The 21,896-nt window shown below is 63.8% G+C and carries 17 protein-coding genes; 9 read left to right on the forward strand and 8 right to left on the reverse strand.

Going from position 1 to position 21,896, the window contains the following annotated elements; translation table 11 throughout:
* The 3 genes from CK228_RS03335 to CK228_RS03345 form a co-directional block, all read left to right on the forward strand.
* Positions 1–2,544 (forward strand): DUF5801 repeats-in-toxin domain-containing protein (locus CK228_RS03335; protein WP_095786916.1); only part of this gene is annotated, 2,544 nt, incomplete at its 5' end.
* A gap of 78 nt (positions 2,545–2,622) precedes the next feature.
* Positions 2,623–4,452 carry a type I secretion system permease/ATPase gene (locus CK228_RS03340; protein WP_245318113.1) on the forward strand — a complete coding sequence of 610 codons (1,830 nt, stop codon included), beginning with the start codon at positions 2,623–2,625 and terminating at the stop codon, positions 4,450–4,452.
* Positions 4,453–4,465: 13 nt separating this feature from the next.
* Complete coding sequence (locus tag CK228_RS03345; protein WP_179295798.1) at positions 4,466–5,797, forward strand: HlyD family type I secretion periplasmic adaptor subunit; 1,332 nt, start codon at positions 4,466–4,468, stop codon at positions 5,795–5,797.
* Between the two features lie 37 nt (positions 5,798–5,834).
* Here CK228_RS03345 and CK228_RS03350 read toward each other — a convergent pair whose 3' ends face one another.
* From CK228_RS03350 to CK228_RS03385, 8 genes are all read right to left on the reverse strand, one after another.
* Entirely contained in the window at positions 5,835–6,383 is a 549-nt protein-coding gene (locus tag CK228_RS03350; protein WP_095786918.1) for an invasion associated locus B family protein, read from the reverse strand.
* Positions 6,368–6,829: a DUF4189 domain-containing protein gene (locus CK228_RS03355; RefSeq protein WP_044548288.1), complete on the reverse strand. Its 462-nt coding sequence runs from the start codon at positions 6,827–6,829 to the stop codon at positions 6,368–6,370. The genes CK228_RS03350 and CK228_RS03355 overlap by 16 nt, the downstream gene beginning before the upstream one ends.
* A 35-nt stretch (positions 6,830–6,864) precedes the next feature.
* On the reverse strand, positions 6,865–7,533 hold the full coding sequence (locus CK228_RS03360; RefSeq protein WP_095786919.1) for a hypothetical protein: 669 nt from the start codon (positions 7,531–7,533) through the stop codon (positions 6,865–6,867).
* Between the two features lie 13 nt (positions 7,534–7,546).
* Positions 7,547–8,107, reverse strand: coding sequence for an invasion associated locus B family protein (locus tag CK228_RS03365; protein WP_095786920.1), 561 nt, complete (start codon positions 8,105–8,107; stop codon positions 7,547–7,549).
* A gap of 7 nt (positions 8,108–8,114) precedes the next feature.
* Positions 8,115–12,644 carry a YadA-like family protein gene (locus CK228_RS03370; RefSeq protein WP_095786921.1) on the reverse strand — a complete coding sequence of 1,510 codons (4,530 nt, stop codon included), beginning with the start codon at positions 12,642–12,644 and terminating at the stop codon, positions 8,115–8,117.
* A gap of 199 nt (positions 12,645–12,843) precedes the next feature.
* Positions 12,844–13,194 carry an AraC family transcriptional regulator gene (locus tag CK228_RS03375; RefSeq protein ID WP_245437781.1) on the reverse strand — a complete coding sequence of 117 codons (351 nt, stop codon included), beginning with the start codon at positions 13,192–13,194 and terminating at the stop codon, positions 12,844–12,846.
* 362 nt (positions 13,195–13,556) lie between these two features.
* Positions 13,557–14,474: an AraC family transcriptional regulator gene (locus CK228_RS03380; RefSeq protein ID WP_095786923.1), complete on the reverse strand. Its 918-nt coding sequence runs from the start codon at positions 14,472–14,474 to the stop codon at positions 13,557–13,559.
* A 314-nt stretch (positions 14,475–14,788) separates the two neighbouring features.
* Positions 14,789–14,983 carry a hypothetical protein gene (locus tag CK228_RS03385; protein ID WP_095772704.1) on the reverse strand — a complete coding sequence of 65 codons (195 nt, stop codon included), beginning with the start codon at positions 14,981–14,983 and terminating at the stop codon, positions 14,789–14,791.
* Between the two features lie 313 nt (positions 14,984–15,296).
* Between CK228_RS03385 and CK228_RS03390 the strand changes: the two genes are divergently transcribed.
* From CK228_RS03390 to CK228_RS03415, 6 genes are all read left to right on the forward strand, one after another.
* Positions 15,297–16,760, forward strand: coding sequence for a phosphatidylserine/phosphatidylglycerophosphate/cardiolipin synthase family protein (locus tag CK228_RS03390; protein ID WP_095786924.1), 1,464 nt, complete (start codon positions 15,297–15,299; stop codon positions 16,758–16,760).
* Positions 16,761–17,027: 267 nt separating this feature from the next.
* Complete coding sequence (locus tag CK228_RS03395; RefSeq protein ID WP_140891360.1) at positions 17,028–17,822, forward strand: endonuclease/exonuclease/phosphatase family protein; 795 nt, start codon at positions 17,028–17,030, stop codon at positions 17,820–17,822.
* A 77-nt stretch (positions 17,823–17,899) separates the two neighbouring features.
* Positions 17,900–18,220, forward strand: coding sequence for a hypothetical protein (locus tag CK228_RS03400; protein WP_095772750.1), 321 nt, complete (start codon positions 17,900–17,902; stop codon positions 18,218–18,220).
* 118 nt (positions 18,221–18,338) lie between these two features.
* On the forward strand, positions 18,339–18,941 hold the full coding sequence (locus CK228_RS03405; RefSeq protein WP_032931485.1) for an ANTAR domain-containing response regulator: 603 nt from the start codon (positions 18,339–18,341) through the stop codon (positions 18,939–18,941).
* Positions 18,938–20,176, forward strand: coding sequence for a CmpA/NrtA family ABC transporter substrate-binding protein (locus CK228_RS03410; RefSeq protein WP_095786925.1), 1,239 nt, complete (start codon positions 18,938–18,940; stop codon positions 20,174–20,176). The genes CK228_RS03405 and CK228_RS03410 overlap by 4 nt, the downstream gene beginning before the upstream one ends.
* A gap of 357 nt (positions 20,177–20,533) precedes the next feature.
* Positions 20,534–21,850: a CmpA/NrtA family ABC transporter substrate-binding protein gene (locus tag CK228_RS03415; RefSeq protein WP_095772749.1), complete on the forward strand. Its 1,317-nt coding sequence runs from the start codon at positions 20,534–20,536 to the stop codon at positions 21,848–21,850.
* Positions 21,851–21,896 lie beyond the last annotated feature (46 nt).

The following is a 21,896-nucleotide window of genomic DNA, read 5'->3' on the forward strand; positions in this document are numbered from 1 at the left end:
GACGATGGCCCGACGGCGGGCTTGACCGAGAACGCGGCCAAGGTACTGCATGACGAGACGGCCGGCGTCGATGCCAGTTCCAATGACCAGGCCGGCGCCTTGCCCGCCGCCTTCGCGGCGCTCGGCACAGCGCTCGGCTGGGCGGCCAGCGCCTCGGCGGTGGTCACACCCAATTCGAGCTTCGGCACCGACGGCGGCACCCAGACGCTTTCGCTGGGCGTCAGCGGCGCGAATGTCGATTCCGGCTTCGATTCCCTCGCCGGGCACAATATCCTGCTCAATGTCGAGGGCGGCCTTGTGGTCGGCCGGGTTGACGTCGGCAACGACGGCAGCACGACTGGCGATCCCGTCGCCATCGCCATCTCCATCAGCCAGGCCGGCATTCTCAGCATCGCGCAATATGTCGCGATCGCCCATCCGGATACGACCAACCCCAACGACGTGAAGACGATGCTCGACGGCGCCTTGCTGGCGATCATCACTGCCACGGACGGCGACGGCGATACCAGCAGCACCAATATCGCCATCGGCGACAAGGTGCAGATCAGGGACGATGGACCGACGGCGGCCTTGACCGAGAACGCGGCCAAGGTACTGCATGACGAGACGGCCGGCGTCGATGCCAGTTCCAATGACCAGGCCGGCGCCTTGCCCGCCGCCTTCGCGGCGCTCGGCACAGCGCTCGGCTGGGCGGCCAGCGCCTCGGCGGTGGTCACACCCAATTCGAGCTTCGGCACCGACGGCGGCACCCAGACGCTTTCGCTGGGCGTCAGCGGCGCGAATGTCGATTCCGGCTTCGATTCCCTCGCCGGGCACAATATCCTGCTCAATGTCGAGGGCGGCCTTGTGGTCGGCCGGGTTGACGTCGGCAACGACGGCAGCACGACTGGCGATCCCGTCGCCATCGCCATCTCCATCAGCCAGGCCGGCATTCTCAGCATCGCGCAATATGTCGCGATCGCCCATCCGGATACGACCAACCCCGACGATGTGAAGACGATGCTCGACGGCGCCTTGCTGGCGATCATCACTGCCACGGACGGCGACGGCGATACCAGCAGCACCAATATCGCCATCGGCGACAAGGTGCAGATCAGGGACGATGGCCCGACGATCACGGTGCCGTTTGACGGCGACCAGAACACCGGCAACGGCACCGGGACCCACGAGGCTCTGGCCAACACGCTCAACGCGTCGGCTACCGGAGCCTTCGGGTACGACATCGGCACGGACAGCCACCCGGCCTCGTTCTACGACGCCACGCACTCTGACTTCGTCGATGCCAACGGAGCCCTTGATGGTATCCAGATCGGGCTTACAGGTAACCTCACCGGCCTTGTGCCGACGCCAGGGACGACCCCGTTCCTTAGCTCGTTCGCGACGCTTCAGTCGGAAAGCGACACCTCGGCGTCGTTCAACTGGCAAATCTCGTACGATAGTGACCCGAACACGGCCGGCAACCAGACTGCCACAGCGGGTGGCACCCTTGTCTTCAACAAGGTTGCCGACACCTACACCATCACATTGAACGACACGGTCGAGGGCTTCACCAAGGACATCCTGCACACCTCTGAGCTCTTGTCCAAGGAGCCGGTGAGCAACGTCGGTCACCCAAACATCGTGGTGGAGAAGCTTTTCGACGCTAGCACCACGAGCGATCAGACCGACCGGGACTTCTTCGTGCAGTTCACCGGTAACTCGAATCCCAACGGGAACCCCTTCGGGTTCAACGCGACGGGTGACGGCAATCCGGTTGTCGGCGGTGTTAACGACACCATCTTCAATGCCGGCCAACAGATCAGCAGCAACTTCGAGGATTGGGTTTCTGCAACCCAAGCCACGAACGGGGTTGCCGGTGACACGATCCAGAAGGGTGAGTTGCTGACGTTGCGGTTCTTCGACCACAGCCCCGGCATCATCACCGACGACGGCGCCAATAGCGTCCCGAACCAGACGGCCAACGATATGGCAATCAAGTTCGACGGTATCGGCAACAGCGAGGACTTGATGCTGATCCTCAACCTCGTCAATTTCGGTACCGACGGGGTCGCGGGTGGCACAGGCACCGCCGCCGACACGTTTACCACGAAGGCGATGTACGTCTCAAACGCCGACATCTTCAAGACAGGGCAGGTGCCTACCGCCTACGCTGCCGACTTCCCGCTCGACAACAACGACGGTCTCGTTATCGTCGAGAGGAATGACTACAACGGTGCAGGCGAGAACTGGGTACTTCAGGGTGTCCAGATCATGCAGTCTGGTAATGGTCTCACCGGCCCCGATAGCAACCCGAACTTAGCCGGCCTTCAGGAGACACCGACGGCGATCGACCTGCAGCGGGCGACCGGCTCCGGTGGTGGTAGCACAACCTTCGCCCTACAGAACTGGGACCCCACCGACAACGATGTGCTGAAGATCACGGACATCGGCTTCACCTCGACGCAGACCACGACGCCGGATGCCCATCTCGACTTCGCCTTCCAGGTGGCGGACGCGGACTTGGACCAGACGACGCCGCAGCACATCCTTGTTGATGTCGCCTGACGCGTAACCAACGGGGGCAGCCATGGCTGCCCCCGTTGCGCCTCCCGCAATCCGTTGCACGGAGATGTCATCCCGATGATGAAAAACAGACAACAGCCCCCTGCCTTGCAGGTGGTGATGAAAGAGGCCAGACGCGCCATCCGGCCGCTTATCTGGTTCAGCGGGGGCATCAACGTACTGATGCTGACCGGGGCGCTTTATATGCTCCAGGTCTACCATCGCGTGTTGTCCAGCCACAGCTTGGAGACGCTGGTGATGCTGTCGCTGATGGCGGCAGGCGCACTCGCGACAATGGCGGGGCTGGAGGTGGTGCGCGGGCGTCTGCTGGCCACCGTCGGATCGTGGATGAACGCGCGATTGGCACCGGTTCTCCTGACCGCATCGGTGGAATATGCCGCCTCGGCGCCCGGTCATGCCAACGCACGTCCCCTGCGCGACCTGGATCAAGTGCGGAATTTCTTCACCAGCCCAAGCATCTTCCCGATCCTTGACGCGCCCTGGGCGCCGCTGTTCTTCGCCGCCATATTCGTCATGCACCCTTGGCTGGGCTGGTTGGCGCTGTGTGGCGGGATCGTCCTGTTTGCCCTGGCGGTGCTCAACGAATACCTCACACGCAAGCCCTTGACCGAGGCTGCGAACGCACAGTCGCGGGCCTATGTGCAGGCCGAGGCGGCGATCCGCAACGCCGAGGTCGTGCAGGCGATGGGCATGCTGAAGCCACTGCTGGAGGGCTGGAAGGCGCAGCAGGACGAGGCAAACAAGGGACAGGTTCTAGCCGCCAACCGTGGCGGCGTCATCGCGGCCATCGCGCGTTGCCACCGGCTGGCCCTGCAAATGGCCATACTGGGCCTTGGCGCCTATCTGGTGCTTCGCAACGAGGCTTCGCCCGGCATCATGATCTCAGCCTCGATCCTGATGGGGCGCGCGCTCTCCCCGGTCGAGCAAGCGATTGGCACATGGAAGGCGACGGTCGGAGCGCGTGCTGCTTACCGGCGTCTCACCGCGGTTGCCGGAGAGCACCGGGAAGCCACACCGGTTCTGCCGCTGCCACGTCCGAAAGGCAGGTTCGAGGCCGAGAACCTCGTGCTGGCCCGGCCGGGTGGCGAGCACATACTAAAAGGGATCAGCTTCCGGCTCAATCCGGGCGAAGCCATGGCGTTGATCGGCCCGAGCGGGGCCGGCAAAACAAGCTTGGCGCGGATACTGGCCGGCGCCTGGCGCCCATCAGGCGGTCGCGCATTGCTGGACGGCATGAGCGTCGCCGAATGGGCATCGGAGGACCGTGGTCATTATGTCGGTTACTTGCCACAGGACATCGAACTCTTCGCCGGCACTATCTCCGAAAACATCTGCCGCTTCGCGACTACCACCCCAGCGGTCTTCAACAACGTGGTCAAGGCCGCGCAGCTGGCGGGTGTCCACGAACTGATCAAAGGACTGCCGAAGGGTTACGCCACCGAGATCGGCGAAGCCGGAGCGGTGCTGTCGGGTGGCCAGCGCCAACGCATCGGGCTTGCGCGGGCGCTCTATGGCGACCCGGCACTCATCATCCTGGACGAGCCCAATTCCAACCTCGACCGCGAGGGTGAGGACGCCTTGATCGCCGCCCTCGGCGCGGTCAAGGCGGCGGGCACGACCATTATCCTGATCGCGCACCGGGCGAACATGATGGACAAGGTCGACAAGATATTGGTTCTCAACCGGGGCCAACAAGACCTCTTCGGTTCACGCGACCATGTCTTCAACGAACTCGCCGCGCGCGTCCGCCAGGTAACTCAGATACCCTCAAATCCGGCGCCGGAAATCTCCACCGCCGTAGTCGGCGTCGACAACGGGCCACGGCCCTCTTCCAAGCGTACGTCGCGTCAGAACGCAATGAGCACGGCTGTCGTGGCGAACCAGGCATGAAATGAGAACAGCTATGAACGTCGTGCCGTTACCCGTTCCGCCTCCCTCCCTGCTTGAACCGGTCCCCCTGCGTCTTACGGGCGTGACGTACACCGGCTTCGCCATCCTGTTCCTGTTCTTCGGCGTGGCCGGGGGCTGGGCGGCCCTGGCGCCGTTGGACAGCGCCGCGGTGGCCCCGGGCGTCGTGAAGGTCGCCGGCGACCGCAAGCTCATCCAGCACCTTGAGGGCGGCATCATCGCGGAGCTCGATGCCGCCAACGGTGATATCGTCAAGGCGGGCAAGGTCCTCGTCCGGCTCGACGACACCCAGGCAAAGGCACAGCTCGACCTGATCCAGAACCGGATCGCCACGCGCGAGGCGCTGGCCGCGCGCCTCAGGGCCGAGCGCGACGGCAAAGACGAGATCGCGTTTGACCCGGCGTTGCTCGCAAACCCCGCCACCGCCGCGAAGGACGCGGTTGCCGCGCAGCGTGACGTGTTCGCGGCCAAGCATCACAACTTGACGGACGAGCAGGAAATTCTCAATCAGCGCCGTCGCCAGACCGCGGAAGAGATAACAGGACTGGAGCAGCTTATCGTCACCAAGGACAGGCAGATCGACGCGATCGAGGGTGAAACCAAAGATCTCGAGACCCTGCTCGCGAAGGGGCTGACCACGCGCGAACGGAACCTTTTGCTCAGGCGGCAACAACAGGAGATCGAGGGGGATCGCGCCACCAACATCGCCGCGATCGCCCGCGCCAGAAGTGCCATGGCCGAGATCGACATGCAAATCTTGAACCTCGGCACAGTGCGGCTGAACGAGGCCGTCGACGAGTTGAGCAAGGTCGAAGCGGAATTGTTCGATCTTAGACAGGAGGAACGTTCCGCCAGGGACGTGCTTGCCCGTACCGATGTCGTCGCCCCGGTCGACGGCATCGTCATGGACCTGAAGGTCCACACGGCTGGCGGCGTCGTGAAACCCGGTGAGACGTTGATGACGATCGTACCGCTCGGACAACAACTCGTGGTCGAGGCCATGGTCAAACCGGAGGATGTCGAGACGATCGCTCCCGGACAGCCCGCGCACGTCAGCTTCCCGGCCTTCGCCCGCTACAATCTGCCGCCGCTCGACGGCGTCGTGGAGATCGTGTCGGCCGACCGCATGGTGGAGGAGCGCAGCGGCGCACCCTATTTCGCCGCGACCGTGTTGATCGACAGAAACGAACTCGCCAAGCTGGAGGGTCGCAAGCTGCTGCCCGGCATGTCGAGTGAGGCGATGATCCGGACGGGCGCCCGCACAGTGCTTTCCTACCTTGCCGAGCCGATCACGCAGAACTTCCGCCGGGCGATGCGGGAAAAATAGTCATAGGCGGCCCAAGCTGCATCGCAGGTCCTTGTCCCTACCGTGCGCTCAACGCGACCATGCGGTCGAGCGCAGCGGTCAGGCCGTGCAGCGACACCGGGAATGTCAGTGGCGTGTCCGCATCTGTCGTGACATTGAGCTTCAGCACCTCGCCTACCCTCAGCTTTCCGAGCACGGATCGGTCAATGGAAAACACCGCGATGCAGCCTGTCGGCAGGCAGGTCCTGAAGCGCTGCGGGGACAATGGCGGCTGATCGTCGATCTGCGGCGTCACACCCGGATCGAGCAGGATGCCGAAGGGCAGAAGCAGGGTGGCCGTCGTCGACCCGTCCGCGCGCCTCTGTATCTCCATGGCAAGCAGCCTTTGGCCATTCTTCTGGACCTGGTCCTGCGAAAGCGAGCAGACCCTCGCATTCTCCTGGACAGAGCAAGCCACGCTCCAGTCCTGATAGACTTCGCGCAGCGATGACGGTCCATCTGGAGCAGCCGCGGCCTTTTGTTGAGCCGACGCTGGCGACATCAACGAGAATGCGATTGCCCCGTATGCGCAGGCGGCCTTGAGGCCACGCTTCATGTGCAGACCCATTCGCGAATCTTGCATTTGGCCCCTGACGCCTCGCAGGCCTGCAAGGCAAGGTCTTCGGCCTCCCGGCGGGTCTCGGCCGAGTTCACGCCCCAGGGCGTGAAACGGTTCTCGACCTTGTCGGCCATGGCGAGCGCGCCGCAGTGCTTGTAGGGAAAGCCGGTCTCGTCGTCATCAGTCCAATGGCGATGGTTGCGGAAGACGGAGACGACGTTGCAGGCCTTGCCGCCGGCGTTCTCGCAATATTTCTGCGCGATGTCCTTCGCCTCCTGCCGCTTGTCGGCGCCCCAGAAGAAGCCGTATTTGCTGTCGGACTGCGAATAGGCGATGGCCGCCCAGATGCCTTTTTCCTCCTGCTGCGGTTCCGAAGGTGCCACCAGGTCGGCCGAGACGACGTGTCCGCTCCACAACAAGGTCAAGCCCAAAACTGCCAAAGCCCGTAATCTCATGGTCGGCACCCCTTTCCTTGATCCGGTCGAATTGCCTACTTCGCCGCCGAGGCGACGGAGATCACCACGCAGCTTTTGCCTGTCGGCAAGAGAAGGGCCTCACCCGCATTGCCGCCGAGCTCGTACACCTCGACCTGCCCGAGATGGTCGGTGATCTTGCTGCCTTGCGGAAGAATGGACGGGAGATCGGCGCACGGGCTGGCGAACGGCGCCACCCGCACCATCGTCCCTTCGCAACCCGAAGCGGTGGGCGATGCGAAAACGACGCCCGCGGCAGGTCCGCTATAGCGTTCCGTCGCATAGTCCATGCCGACGAAGGCCTGGACCGCATGCTTGTCGGCGGCCTGATCGTTCCACAAGGATTTGACGCTGTATTTGGTGCCTGTCGTCAAGATCTGCCCGAGCACCGGATAGATAGTCGAACAGGCCTGCACCCCGGCCTGCTTGACATGCTCGAGGAAAGGCGTGTCCGGAAGCGCCGGGTTGGCTGTCTCAGCCTGTGCGGCCGTCGCGCTGCCGACCAGATTGGCGATCGCGGCATAGTTCCCGGCGGCGAAGCCAAGGCCGGCCACGGCAAGCCCCAACAATGAAAATCCGATGACGCGCGGCCATCGCCGCCGCGTCGGTTCGACGAGCCGCTGCCGATCCGCCTCGACGGCCGGGCTGCTGCGTTTTGCGGACATGAACTGGTCCTGCTGGCTCATTGTGCTGCCCCGGTCATTTGAGTGGCGAAAGGGCTGCCGTCAGCCCCTTGAGAGTTGCTGCGGTCACCGTGATCGTCTTGCCGTCGACGGTCGGATAGGAAATCGCCGGCGTCGCATTCTGCGAGATCTGCTGGCGCATGACGGGGCCGACCGGCAGCATGCCGACGCAGACCACTTCATTGCAGCCGTTCAGGTGGACGTCGATCGCCTGGTCCCGCCCGTCGAACTTCAGTGAGACCAGGCCGTCGCTCCTGGCGTTCGGCGCGGTGCGAACGATCATGTAGGGCTTGCCGTCCTGCGTGGCGGCAAGCGACCAGCTGAAGGCCATCTTGCCCGAGGTATCCTCGATCACCTGCGAGACATTGCAGACCTTCTTGCGGGCTTTGAGGTTCTCGTCGCAGATCAGCGTCCAGTTTTCGAAGGGACGGATCGTCCGCTGATAGGTTCCCAGTTTCACGTCGGGCGGCAGCACCACATCCGAAGGCTTGATCCTGTAGGGCGACGCCACCTGCCCCGCGGCCGGCGCGAGGCCGCCGCAGAGCACCAGGCAAGTCAGTACGGCAAGTCCTTTCATTCCTGCCTCAGTTCAAGGTGAAGCTGATGCCGGCGCCGACGCCGACATGACCGCCGGCGGCCGTGCCCGACACGTTGCCGCGGATGCGGCCGTCCTCGCTGGTGTAGCCCGCACCGAAGGCCAGGGCGCTCGAATCCCGCCAGAAGCCGCCGCCCGCCGCGACGCTCAGCTTGCCGGGCCGGTCATCGTAGCGCAGCGAGGCCGCGGCAAGGCCGATCGCCGCCGCCTGGCGGGCTTCGTCGCGTATGCCGTCGATGTCGGTATTGAGCTGGCTGAGCTTCTGATCGGTATAGTTGTTGGCCTGCTGCAAGGTCGTGGCGGCCACCTTGTCGGTGTAGCTGTTGGACGTGTTGATGGCGTAATCGACGCGGTTGTTCATCTGGGTGACGTTGACCGCATCGGTGCCGGCAACACCGGGGCCGACATTGGAGATGACCACGGGCGCGTTGACGTCGCCACCCTGCAGCGTGATGCTGTTCTTCTTGCTGCCGTCCGGATTGGTGTCATAGGTGACGGCATTCTGGGTGAGCGATCCGAGGCCCGATTTCAAATCCTCGACCGCCGTGTTGGTGGCGTAGAGCTGCGAGCCGTTTATCGCGTCGGTGCTGCCGGCGTTGACCCGTCCGGCGGCGACATTGGTGATCGTGCGCTCGGCGCCGGCGTCGCCGACGCTGACGGTCCCGGTCGGGGTGGTGCCGGCGAAGGCGTAGGTCTTGCCGTTGATGACGGTGCTGGAAGTGCCGACGGCGGCCTGCGTCACCGAGCCCGAACCCAGCGCCACGTCATTGGCGTTGTTGGCCTTGGCGCCCTGGCCGAGCGCCACCGAGCCCTGGCCCGTGGCTGTCGAGCCATTGCCGGCGGCAAGGCTGTTGGTGCCGCTGGCCACGCTGGCCGGCCCGATCGCCACGCTGTCGGTGCCGCTGGCGGTGGAGTCGGCCAGCGTCGAATTGGCATGGAAATACTTGATGCCGCCGCCATTGCTGATGTTGGTCAGCGCGTTGTTGACGGCCGTGAACCCGTCATAGACGGTCGAATAATTGTTGCCCTGGATCGTATAGGTCGGGCCGGTGATCGAACCGTCGGGATTGACCGTGGTGCCGCCGCCGAACAGGTTGCTGATGTTTTGCGACACGCCCTTAAGCTGCGAGACGTTGACGGCATCAGTGTTGGCCGAGCCCGCCGCGACATTGGTGAGCTTGCGTTCGGCCCCGGCGCCGCCGATCGACACTTCGCCGACCGAGGTCTGCGGGGCGGTGAGCGCAAAGGCCGTGTAGCCGGTCTGGGCGCCGACCGTGGTGACGGACTGAGCGCCCAGCGCGACGCTGTTGATGAACGTGCTTTGGGCGCCGGCGCCGAGCGCCACCGACTGGATGCCGGACGCCAGCGAATTGGTGCCGAGCGCCAGCCCGTCGGCCAGCATCACATGGGCATTCTGGCCGATGGCCATTCCGCCGGGCGCGGTCTGGTCGACGATGGCGCCGTTGCCGATGCCGATGCCGTTATCGCCGTTGACGACCGTCGTCGGGCCGACCGCGACCGACTCGGCGCCGACCGCGAGCGAGTCGCCCGCCGCCGAATTGGCGTGGAAGTACTTGGTCGAGGTGACCGATACGGAAGCGATTGCGCCCTGAAGCTGGCGCACGGTGACGGCATCCTGCGCCTGCGTGCCGTCGGCGACATTGGTGATCTGGCGGTAGGACGAGGCGGTGCCGACCGACACGGCGCCGAGCAGCGTCTTGTCGGTGGTGTTGTACTGGATGAAGTTGGATGGACCGGCCGCGATCTGGCCGGTGGCGGGCGCCACGGCCCGGTCGGACACGGAACCCGAACCAAGCGCCACGCTGCCGTCGATGCTGGCCAGTGAGTCGCGGCCGAGCGCCAGCCCGCTGACGCCGGTCGCGGTCGCCTGGTAGCCGACGGCGGTGGAGCCGACCCCTTGCGCGAAGGAATCGGTTTGCGCCAGTCCGGCCTCGTTGGTGCGGGCATAGCGGATGCCTATTCCGTTGGCGTCGGTATAGGCGGTCGAGGTGTCGCCGGCGATGTTGTTGATCGTGTTGCCGAGATTGGTGACGCCACTGCCGATATTGGCGATATCGGTCGTGTTCTGCGTGACCTGCTGGTTGGTGGCGAAGAGCTGCGAGCCGTTGACCGCATCGGTCGAGCCGCCATTCAACTGTCCGGCCGCGACGTTCTGGATCTGGCGCTCGGCGCCAGCCGACCCGACCGAGAAGGCGCCCGCCGGCGTGCCGCCGGCGAAGGTGTAGTTCACGCCGCCGATCGTTGCTCCGCCGACATTGGTCGTTGCTCCTGACGTGGAATTCAGGCCGATCGCGACGTCACCAGCATTGTTGGCTACGGCGTTGGGTCCGACTGCGACGGAATTCGTTCCAATGGCCTGGGAATCCGGCAGGGCTGAATTGGCGTGGAAATACTTGATGCCGCCGCCGACATTGATGTTGTTGAGCGTCGTGCCGATGGCATCAACCGCCTGGTTGGTGGCGAAGAGCTGCGAGCCGTTGACAGCGTCGGTCGACGTCAAGCTGATCCGCCCCGCCGCCAGATTGGTGAGCGTGCGCTCCGCGCCCGGCGCGCCGATGCTGACCGTCGAGGTCGGATTGGTGCCCTGGAAGGCATAGGTGGTGCCGTTGATCACGGCATTGGGCGTGCCGACCGCTGCGACCGTCACCGAGCCGGAGCCGAGCGCCACGTCGCCGGAGCTTGCCGCCGCGGTGGCACCGTCACCCAGCGCGACATTGCCGGCGAGGCCGGCGGCACCTGCTGTCGAGCCGTTGCCCAGCGCAACGGAGCCCTGCCCGATCGCCTTGTTGTTGTTGCCGATGGCGACGGCGCCCGCCGCCATATTGGCCGCGGAGGCACTCGCCGTGCCGTCGCTGTTGGCGATGTTGTTGGCGCCGCCGGTGAAGGCGCCGGTGCCGCTGGCGTAGCTCGGATCGCCGATGGCGACCGCACCGTCGCCATAGGCTTCGTTGCCGTAACCGATGGCGACCGCCTTGCCGCCGTCAGCCACCGCGCCCGTGCCGATGGCGACGGAGTCGGCGGAGAGCGCGCTGGCGGCGGTGCCCATGGCGACCGCGTTTACGTCCTGTGCCACCGCGCCCGCTCCAACTGCTGTCGAGCCTGCCCCTGTCGAGACGGCCGACGTGCCGATGGCGATGGAATCGTCACCGCCGGCAGTGGACGAACGGCCGCCTGCGAACGCACGGGCGCCGGTGGCTTTGGAGGTGGAACCAAGCGAAGTGGAGTACGTTCCGCTTGCCGTGGCGCCCAACCCCAGCGCGCTGGCATTTGCGGCGGTCGCCGCGGCGTTGTTACCGAGCGCCGTTGTCGAGACGTCCGTGGCCTGGGCTCCAGAACCAGCCGCGACGGAGCCGACCCCGCTCGAAACGGCCGAATTGCCCAAGGCCAGCGCGAAATTGCCCGAAGCCGTGGCGACGTTGCCGAAGGCTGCCGAGTTTGATGCCGATGCATTTGCCTGGGGACCGATGGCGGCGGCATTGGTGCCGGCGGCCTGGGCCTGGAAGCCGACGGCCGCCGAACTGGCGCCGCCGGCAGAGGTGCCGATACCAAGTGCGGTACTGCCAACTCCGCTGGCGTTGGCGCTGACGCCGGCAGCAAGAGAATTGTCGCCTATCGCATTCGATCCGGTCCCGAAGGAGGAGGCGTTTATGCCGCTGGCAGCGGCCTGGCGTCCTACGGCAGTGGAATTGGCGCCGCTGGCGACGGATCCCCAGCCTGCGGCTGTCGCATAATTGTTGCTGGCCGTGGAACTGGTGCCGAGGGCAGTGGAGTTCCCACCCGAAGCAACGGAGAAGGTGCCCAAGGCGTTGGCGCCAGCCCCGAGGGCTTGGGCCTGAACACCGAGCGCGACCGAGTTGACGCCGCTTGAGATCGTGCCCTGGCCCAGCGCCATCGCGCCGCCGGTGCCCGTGGCTTTCGCGTTTAGGCCGAGAGCCACCGAATATTGTGCCGACGCAAGGGATGACCGTCCGACCGCGATGGCATCGGCCTGCGAAGCGGTGACATCCGTACCGATGCCGATAGCGCTCTGGGCGGTGACACCTGTCCCGGGGGCGGTGCGCGAGCCAAGATAAATGGAATTTATCGCGGAGGCGATCGTTCCGAAGCCAATCGCCACGGCATTCTGGCTGCCGGCGCTGGCATTGGTGCCCTCGGCTATCGAGTCGGCTCCGTTTTGCACGGCTCCGGATCCAAACGCGATACCGCGTACCCCGTTCGCCGTGCCGCCGCCGCCGAAAACCTGTGCTGATGCCGGCGTGGCGATGCTGCCCAATGCGATGGCACCCAGCGCCGCCGCCAACATCTTGCCGATGCCGAGCATGCCGAGTCCAGATCCGTTGCGCCGCATGCCGAGCACGCGGTGCGCCATGCGCAGCACCGCCATCAGGCGGCGGCGAACCGAGCGGGAGCCGTGCTCGGCCCCCGCAATCCAATGCCTGGCGAAATGCGCCGTGCGACGCTGAACAAACGAGCCACTCGAAATGTGATTGTCGGTCATGGTCCCTCTCCGTTCGCCAGCCGTCATCAAATGTCTGACAAATTCCAGCACTCGCAGAAAGCCATGATTCTGGTTTGCCGTATTTCACGAAATTGCTGTTTTGTCAGAAAAAATCGCGGCAACTTGACGGGAGTTAACGGATAGTTACTTTAGTTAGAGCTTTAATAAGGCAAAGTAAAACAATTAAGCGGTCAATATATCACCTAAGCTTCGAATTAAGCTTGCCGAAGCGAGCCTGCAAAGGCGTCAATCGCCGGTATTTCTTCATCACGGTAGTAAAATGGCTCTGACTCGAAAAGCCGCTCAAATGGGCGATATCGGTGATCGTCATGCGGCTTTCGGCAAGCAGCCTCTCAGCGAAGTCCAACCGCAGATCAAGCACATATTGATGCGGCGGCACCCCGAACGTCCGCGAGAAAGCCCGCACGAAATGATAGGATGACAGCCCGCAAACCGCTGCCATTTCGGCAAGCGCTATCTTGCGTGTAAAATTCTGATCCAGGAAATCCTGCACCTTGCGCGCGCTGTGGGCGGAAAGGCCGCCTTTCACGTTCAGCGCCGGCTGTCGCGCGGGACCGGGTCCGGATGCCGATCCCGGAGGGCCATCATCAGACCGCATCTTTCGGTCCCTTGATATTTCGCAGATGGAATTCAACCCGAGACCGCCCTCCCCGTTCCCCCCAAAAACAATTCGTGATTGATCGAGCTGTGGCCGCATTGTCGCTCCGGTTCATTCGATCAGTCCGGCCAGATGGCGAATAATGCACAGGCTGCATGCTATTTCGAATGACTCCCGTAATGCCTGCGGCATTGTGGCGACGGACGTATTTTGGAAAACTCCGGAAGCTTAGTAGAAAATTCCGGTCTTGGATTATCGGACTGCAGGTGTTGCCACTTTGCCATCCCGGGCTTTCAGTTTCTGCCCGGCGCATATCCGGTCATGGTCGGTGTTCTGCCCCTGTACTTCTTCATGGTCGCGGCCAGATGACTCTGATCCGAAAACCCTGCGAGGTAGGCGACTTCGGCGATTGCGAGCTCGCCGTCAACGAGTAACTTTTCCGCGAAGTCCAGGCGCAGGTTGATCAGGTATCGGTGCGGCGGCATGCCGAACGTGCTGGCGAACCTTGCTATGAAATGATTGGGCGAAACCCCCGCGACCGAAGCCAGCTCGGCGACCATGACCTTTCGCGCGAAATTCTCGTCGAGATATTCGCGCACGCGTCGGGCGCCGGCGGCGGAGAGCCCGCCCTTGGGCGACGCGGTCCGCCGGCTGCGGCCGGTGTAGGTGCGCAGCAGATGCACGCCGAACACGGTGAGCAGCGAGTCCAGGTAGAGCTCGTTCGGCGGCAGCGTGCCGGTCAGCTCCGCGGTGATCATCTGGGCGATGTTGAGCGCCCTCAGGTCGACCTTGCCGAACGCAGGCGGCTCGAGCTCCAAGTCGGAGCGATCGAATTCGTGCGCGGCCAGCTCCGACAGCGCTTCGGGAGAGATGGAAACGACAGCGTTTTCCCTGGTCTGCGTCCAGGCGAAGGTGCTGTCGACTCCAGCGGGATTGATGATGAGGCATCCGACCGGCGCATCGTATTCTGTAACTCTGTCGCTGCCGAGCGAGGCTCTGAATTTGCGCCCGGGCCTCAGCACGATGCCCGCGGAATGTTCCCTGGCCAGGAACGTCTGCGAGCCGGGGCCGCGGACGGAATGGATGACGCTGCCACGTGCGGTGGCTCTTCTGGGACCGGCACTTTCTGGAATGATGTCCAGGACATATCGGGCCACCCGATCGACGCCTCGGGAAACGCCGCTTTCCCGAGCTTCGTCCGCATTTTTCATTTGCGTTGCCTCAGCCGCCTGCCGCCGCCTGAAATCCCCTTGCCCCACCCCTTAACCAACGTAACGCAGGCGTCTCGGCTAGGGAAGAACTCTCATGCGCAAAGAAAAATTCTTATTCGCGAAAAGAGAGAAAAAATGACCGATCGACGAAGTTGGCGAGCATTCTATTTCAGGGCGATGGCCGATCTTCGCCATCCCTGAGATCCGTTTATCACCCGTGGGCGCGGCTTCGGCGAATCCATCTTCATTTTTTTGGCGCCGAGATCGGCGGCCAGGCACGACGGGGCGCCGAGCCGACCGGCTACGGCCGGCTGCTACAGATCACCGCGACGTTTCTCGTACAGATCCCAGGTGAGTTCGACAAAGGCCAGAAGGACATCGTCGCGGTTCCAGCCTGCCGCGACCGCCGCCTGGACGATCTCACGGAGGGGAGGCAGCAACTGGCGCTGGCATTCGGCAGACAGGTCGCCATCCCCCACGGGAGGCCCCTCGAAGTTGAATTTCGTCATTCGGCGCTCCCCCCGCCTCGGATCAAGTTTTATACCGCTAATTTCGTTCCCGCTGATATACAACAGATGTGATACCAAAGTACAGGAAGCCTTGGGCCACAAGGGCAGCACAGGACGATGCAGGACCACGCCGTCTCTTTGCTTTCCCTCGTGTCAAGTTGGTTTTCGAAGGCGGGCGTTCAGGAGGAATTAATTGGTGCAAACCCTGACTGGGACTAGATATCCTCGGCCAGGCGGCAACCGCCATCCGCCGAATGCGAGGCATGAACCGGCCGCATTGCCTTCTGCAACCGCTCGCTGGATAGTCCCGGCAATGTTCGAGACCATTGCGACTCACTGGACCCAAATCCTGGCGATCATCTCGGTGGTGATGGCGACCGTCGGCATCGCCCACGCCGTCATGACCAAGGAGGACGTGCGCGCCGCCACCGGCTGGGTCGGCGTGATGGTGCTGTCACCGATTCTTGGCGTGCTGATCTATGCCGTGGCCGGCATCAACCGCATCCGCCGCGCCACGATCACGGCGCAGCGTCCGCTCACCGGCGACGCGGTATCCGCCAAGGACGAGCGCGACATCGCCGCCGAGGAGGCCCTGATCGTCGAGCGCTACGGTCAGCGCTTCACCGGCCTGCGGACGCTGGGCGACAGGGTGGCGCGGCGCGCCCTCAACCCGGGCAATGCCATCGACGTGCTGGAGACTGGCGACGAGGCCTATGCCGCCATGTGCGCGGCGATCGCCGGCGCCGAGCGCAGCGTCCTGCTCGAGACCTATATTTTCGACAATGACGCCGTCGGCCTGCTTTTCGTGGAATCGCTGGCCGGTGCCGTCCAGCGCGGCGTCACCGTTCGCGTGCTGATCGACGCCGTCGGTGCCCGTTACTCCGTTCCCAGCATCCTCGGCCATCTGCGCCGCGCCAACATCCCCGCCGATGTCTTCAACGGCAACATCGTCATAGGCCTGCGCCTGCCCTACGCCAATCTCCGGACCCACCGGAAGATCCTTGTGGTCGACGGCATCGTTGCCTTCACCGGCGGCATGAACATCCGCAAGGGCTTTTCGGCCGAGTTCGCAGGCTCCAACAGCGCCAGGGACACGCATTTCAAGGTCACCGGACCTGTCGTCGCCGACCTCTTCTCGGTCGCTGCCGAAGACTGGCGCTTCGCCACCAACGAAGCGCTGAAGGGCGATGCCTGGCGAATTGCCCCGCTGTCGCCGGCACCCGGCCAGCCGATGCTGGTGCGGGCGGTCGCATCCGGGCCGGATGCCAGCAATGAGACCAACCACAAGCTGCTGATCGGCGCCTTCTCGGTGGCGCGCAAGTCGATCCGCCTGATGTCGCCCTATTTCCTGCCCGACCGCGAACTGATCAGCGCCTTGATCACCGCCGCCCGGCGCGGCGTTGAGATCGATGTCGTGGTGCCGGCGGTCAACAATCTCTTCCTCGTCGACCGCGCCATGACCGCGCAATTCGACCAGATCCTGAAGAATTATTGCCGCATATGGCGCACGGAGGGCCCATTCGACCATTCCAAGCTGCTGTCGATCGACGGCGTGTGGGCCTATGTCGGCTCGTCCAACCTCGACGCCCGGTCGCTGCGGTTGAACTTCGAGATCGATCTGGAAGTCCTCGATGCAGGCTTTGCCCGCGAGATCGAAGCCCGGATCGGATCGGCAATCGAAACGGCCAGTCCCGTCACGCTGGACTCCTTGCGGGCCCGCCCCTTCATCATCCGGCTGTTCGACCGCATCCTGTGGCTGGGATCGCCCTATCTCTAGATGGGTTCTCACCCTATCTCTAGATGGGTTCTCACCCTATCTCTAGATGGGTTCTCACCCTATCTCTAGATGGGTGCTCACCCTATCTCTGGATAGGCTTTAACAAAACGACGTGTTTGACGGATAGTTTGGTGTCGGCCGTGGAACATAAGCGCAAAGACTCTATTTGAGGTGCATGGTGAGACCAGCAGGCATGGCAGGCACACGGTGCGGATGAACGGACGCAGCCTCCCGGCAACCATGCTTTTGTCCATTCGCGACAGGCGGATGCGCAAGGCAAACGCGGCTGCGCACAAGGCAACCGCCACCACAGGCACCTTGGTTGCCTCCTACAACGTCCACAAATGCATCGGCGTCGACCGCAAATTCGATCCCGAGCGCACCAGCCGCGTCATCCGCGAAATCGACCCCGACGTCATCGCGCTGCAGGAAGCGGACAACCGTTTCGGCGACCGTGACGGGCTTCTCGACCTGCCCCGCCTCGAGCGGGAAACCGGCCTGGTGCCGGTGCCGATTTCAGCGACCGGCAAGGGCCATGGCTGGCACGGCAATGTCCTCCTGTTCAAGAAGGGCGTCGTCCGTGACGTGCATCAGATCAGGCTTCCGGGCCTGGAACCGCGCGGCGCGGTGGTGGCGGAGATCGACCTCGACGGAAACCGCACCTTGCGCATCATCGCCGCCCATCTCGGCCTGCTGCGCCACTCGCGCTCGCAACAGGCCCGTGTCGTGCTGGACATCATGAGCAGCGCCGATGAAAAGCCGACCTTGCTGCTCGGCGACCTCAACGAATGGCGGCTCGGCAACCGCTCGGCGCTCAACACGCTGCACGCGACGTTCGGGCCTCAGCCACCGGCGGTGCCCACCTTCCCCTCGAACCTGCCGCTTTTGGCGCTCGACCGGATCATGACCAATCGGCACGGAATGATCGCGGCGGTCGAAGCCCATGACACGCCGCTTTCGCGCGTCGCCTCCGACCATCTGCCGCTCACGGCCTTCGTTCGCCTGGACCACATGGTTTCCGCCGATAACGCCATGATGTCCCCGGCGTCGCAAAGCGTGTAGATCTACGGTGGAACGCTCCGGGTCATCCGCGAGTTTATGTGTCAAGTTTATATGTGTTGAACGCGCAGGAGGACAAAATGAAAAAGTTGATTTTAGCGTCCCTTTTGGCATTGGCTGCAACTGCATCGGTCATTGCGCCGACGCAAGCTGCAAGTGTGATTATCCAGTCCGACGATGGCAACCAATATTCACCAGACGATTCCGACAATGGCGGGATTGTTATTCGCCGGCACCATGACCGGCGCTATGACAACCAATATGAGGACGACCAGAGCGTTCAGTACGATAATTATGGCCAATATCGGCGTTACCACCGGCACCATCGCTGCCATTTGGAAACAGTCGTGCATTGGCGCCACCACCATAGGGTGGTCGAAGACGTTCGCGTTTGCGGCTAACCCACGCCTTACCCCGTTCTGACAGGACGTAGTCCTCGGCGGCGGCATGGCCACATTCCTTTCAAGGACGTGGCTATGCCGCATTGCACAATTTCGCGGCCTTCCCCACAATGCAGGCATGGTCCGATCCTCCCTAGCCGTCCTGGTGATCGATGAAAATCGCATCCGTGCCTCGATCATCGAGGCCGGCCTGCGCGAGGCCGGCCATCAGCTTGTGACAGTCATCCATGACGTGACCGGCATTGCGCGGCGGATCGCTGAGATCGAACCCGACGTCATCGTCATCGACCTCGAAAACCCTAACCGCGACATGCTCGAAAACATGTTCCAGCTGTCGCGCGCCGTGAAGCGCCCGATCGCCATGTTCGTCGACCGGTCCGACCAGGCCTCGATCGAGGCCGCGGTCGATGCCGGCGTGTCGGCCTATGTCGTCGATGGCCTGCGGCAAGAGCGTGTCAAGCCGATCCTCGACATGGCGGTGAGCCGCTTCAATGCCTTCTCGCGCATGGCGCGCGAACTGGAAGAGGCGCGCAGCGAACTCGAGAGCCGCAAGGTCATCGATCGCGCCAAGGGCATACTGATGAAGTCGCGCGGCCTCTCCGAAGAGGCCGCCTACACGCTGCTGCGCAAGACGGCGATGAACCAGAACCGCAAGATCAGCGACATCGCCCAGAGCCTGGTGACCGCTGCCGGGCTGCTGGGGCCGGCGGAGGACGAATGAGCATGAGCCATCAGATCACCGCCGGCTTCATGCCGCTTTTCGACAGCGCCGTGCTGGTGGCCGCGAGCGAGCTTGGGTTCGCCGCCCGCGAAGACATTGAGCTGACGCTGCACCGCGAGACGTCCTGGGCCAACATTCGCGACCGCATCGCTATCGGCCATTTCGATCTCGCGCATATGCTGGGGCCCATGCCGCTCGCCTGCAATCTCGGGCTGACGCCGCTCGCTTCCGAGACCATCGTGCCGTTCTCGCTCGGGCTCGGCGGCAATTGCGTCACCATCTCCAACGCTGTCTGGGCCGGCATGGCGGCGCATGGCGCCCAACCCGATCTCGATCCCGCGCGCGCCGGCGCGGCCCTGCGCGCATTCATTCGCGATCGGGCGGCCGCGCGCCGCGAACCGCTGCGCTTTGCCGTGGTGCACCCGCATTCCGGGCACAATTACGAACTGCGCTACTGGCTCGCCGCTTGCGGCATCGATCCCGACCGCGCAATCGAGATCGTCATCGTGCCGCCGCCCTTCATGGCCGACGCGCTCGCCACTGGACGCATCGACGGCTACTGCGTCGGCGAACCCTGGAACAGCGCTGCGGTCGCCGCCGGCACCGGCCATATCGTCACCGTCAAGGCGCAGATATGGCGCAACAGCCCGGAGAAGGTGATCGGCGTGCGCAAGGCCTGGGCCGACGAGAAACCGGAGGCTCTGGCGGCGCTGCTGCGCGCGCTGCATCATTCGGCGCGCTGGTGCCAGGATCCGGCCAACCACGCCGAATTGGCCGCGGTGATGGCGCAGGCCCGCTTCCTCGGCTTGCCGCCGGCCGTGCAGATGCCGATCCTGACCGGCCATCTGCGATTGGGCGGCGGAGCGGAGCTGGATGTCGACGACTTCTTCCTGCCCTTCGACAAGGCCGCGAACTTTCCGTGGAAGAGCCATGCGCTGTGGTTCTACACGCAGATGGTGCGCTGGGGGCATGTCGCGCACACGCCTGACAATCTCGCCATCGCCCGGGATTGCTACCGGCCCGACCTCTACCGCTCGGCGCTGAAGCCGCTCGGTGTCGCGCTTCCCGGGGCCAATGCGAAGGTCGAGGGCGCGCTCAAGGTCGCCACCGCGGTCGGCGCGACCGGCGCCGGCCTGGTGCTCGGCCCGGACGGTTTCTTCGACGGCCAGATCTTCGATCCCGATGAGATCGACACCTACATAGCGCGCCAGAAATCGGCCCGCACGGAAGCCTGATCATTTCCGCGCCACTATTGTGCATTGCACAAAAATTGTGCGTGCATTTGCACCCATGAACAATCTTTGGCTTGTCCACCCTGCGGGTTCTTGCGCCGATAGCTGTACTATATAGTTGATTTTATTTGTGTTTGTCATCTGCTCCGAAACTGGCACGGTTCCTGCATTGCAATAGGCAGACCCTTCTCGGGTCACGTAACAGGCGTCCAATGGCGGGCGCTACAGGCAAAGCTGCCGCTCAGGTCAACACGCGATCCCGGATGGACGGACGCGCGCGGCCTGGCCGGTGGCTTTTTTGTTTTGACCGAACACGCAATCGACGGCGCTGATCCGAGCAGTGCCCAACGGGAGATGACGATGACGAAACGCATCAAGACTGAAACCTCTCTTGAGGGCATGACCCGTCGCGGTTTTCTGATGGCAGGTGCTGCCACCGCGGCAACCCTGGCGGCCGCGCGTGCGCTGCTCCCCTCGGGCGCCTATGCCGCGACCGCCGCGCCGGAAGTCACCGGCGCCAAGCTCGGCTTCATCGCGCTGACCGATGCCGCGCCCCTGATGGTCGCCAAGGAGAAAGGTCTGTTCGCCAAATTCGGCATGCCCGATGTCGAGGTGCTGAAGCAGGCCTCCTGGGGTGCGACGCGCGACAATTTGATGCTTGGCGGTGCCGCCAACGGCATCGACGGCGCCCACATACTGACGCCGCTGCCTTACCTCATGCACACCGGCAAGGTGACGCAGAACAACCAGCCCATGCCGATGGCGATCGTGGCGCGGCTCAACTACGACTGCCAGGGCATCTCGGTCGCGCAGGAATATGCCGGCACCGGTGTCGGCCTCGACGCCTCAAAGTTGAAGGAGACCTTCGCCGCCAAGAAGGCCGCCGGCAAGGAAGTGAAGGCCGCCATGACCTTCCCGGGCGGCACGCATGACCTCTGGCTGCGCTACTGGCTGGCCGCCGGCGGCATCGATCCCGACAAGGACGTCTCGACCATCGTCGTGCCGCCGCCGCAAATGGTGGCCAACATGAAGGTCGGCAACATGGACGTCTTCTGCGTCGGCGAGCCGTGGAACGAGCAGCTCGTCCACCAGGGCGTCGGCTTCACCGCCGCCACCACGGGCGAATTGTGGAAAGGCCATCCGGAAAAGGCGCTCGGCCTGCGCGCCGAATTCATCGAGAAGAACCCGAACGCCACCAAGGCGATCCTGATGGCCGTCATGGAAGCCCAGCAATGGTGCGAGGCCAAGGAGAACAAGGACGAGATGGCCGCCATCATCGGCAAGCGGCAATGGATGAACGTGCCGGTCGCCGACATCATCGGCCGCCTCAAGGGCGACATCAACTATGGCAATGGCCGCGTCGCCAACGGTACCGATCTCTACATGAAGTTCTGGAAGGGCGGCGTTTCCTACCCCTTCAAGAGCCATGATTCGTGGTTCCTCGCCGAGAACATCCGCTGGGGCAAATTCGCACCGACCACCGACGTCAAGGCGTTGGTCGATCAGGTCAACCGCGAGGATCTCTGGCGCGAGGCAGCCAAGGACCTCGGCGTGGCGGCGGCCGACATTCCGGCCTCCTCGTCGCGTGGCGTCGAGACGTTCTTCGACGGCAAGGTCTTCGATCCGGCCAACCCGTCCGCCTATCTCGACAGCCTGAAGATCAAGGCATCGGCTTAGGCTCAACGGCACTCGCGCCGTTGTCGCCCAGCGCCCAGGAGTGTTT

This window comes from Mesorhizobium sp. WSM4312 (assembly GCF_002294875.1).
Taxonomy (GTDB): Bacteria; Pseudomonadota; Alphaproteobacteria; order Rhizobiales; family Rhizobiaceae; genus Mesorhizobium.

Excerpts from the sequence above, each read along its gene's own strand:
- CK228_RS03355 (WP_044548288.1), bottom strand. The coding sequence starts at position 6,829 with ATGAGATTACGGGCTTTGGCAGTTTTGGGCTTGACCTTGTTGTGGAGC.
- CK228_RS03385 (WP_095772704.1), bottom strand. The coding sequence starts at position 14,983 with ATGACGAAATTCAACTTCGAGGGGCCTCCCGTGGGGGATGGCGACCTG.
- CK228_RS03360 (WP_095786919.1), bottom strand. The coding sequence starts at position 7,533 with ATGAGCCAGCAGGACCAGTTCATGTCCGCAAAACGCAGCAGCCCGGCC.
- CK228_RS03340 (WP_245318113.1), top strand. The coding sequence starts at position 2,623 with ATGAAAAACAGACAACAGCCCCCTGCCTTGCAGGTGGTGATGAAAGAG.
- CK228_RS03415 (WP_095772749.1), top strand. The coding sequence starts at position 20,534 with ATGACGAAACGCATCAAGACTGAAACCTCTCTTGAGGGCATGACCCGT.
- CK228_RS03400 (WP_095772750.1), top strand. The coding sequence starts at position 17,900 with ATGAAAAAGTTGATTTTAGCGTCCCTTTTGGCATTGGCTGCAACTGCA.
- CK228_RS03410 (WP_095786925.1), top strand. The coding sequence starts at position 18,938 with ATGAGCATGAGCCATCAGATCACCGCCGGCTTCATGCCGCTTTTCGAC.
- CK228_RS03370 (WP_095786921.1), bottom strand. The coding sequence starts at position 12,644 with ATGACCGACAATCACATTTCGAGTGGCTCGTTTGTTCAGCGTCGCACG.
- CK228_RS03365 (WP_095786920.1), bottom strand. The coding sequence starts at position 8,107 with ATGAAAGGACTTGCCGTACTGACTTGCCTGGTGCTCTGCGGCGGCCTC.
- CK228_RS03395 (WP_140891360.1), top strand. The coding sequence starts at position 17,028 with ATGCGCAAGGCAAACGCGGCTGCGCACAAGGCAACCGCCACCACAGGC.
- CK228_RS03350 (WP_095786918.1), bottom strand. The coding sequence starts at position 6,383 with ATGGGTCTGCACATGAAGCGTGGCCTCAAGGCCGCCTGCGCATACGGG.
- CK228_RS03380 (WP_095786923.1), bottom strand. The coding sequence starts at position 14,474 with ATGAAAAATGCGGACGAAGCTCGGGAAAGCGGCGTTTCCCGAGGCGTC.
- CK228_RS03390 (WP_095786924.1), top strand. The coding sequence starts at position 15,297 with ATGTTCGAGACCATTGCGACTCACTGGACCCAAATCCTGGCGATCATC.
- CK228_RS03405 (WP_032931485.1), top strand. The coding sequence starts at position 18,339 with ATGGTCCGATCCTCCCTAGCCGTCCTGGTGATCGATGAAAATCGCATC.
- CK228_RS03345 (WP_179295798.1), top strand. The coding sequence starts at position 4,466 with ATGAACGTCGTGCCGTTACCCGTTCCGCCTCCCTCCCTGCTTGAACCG.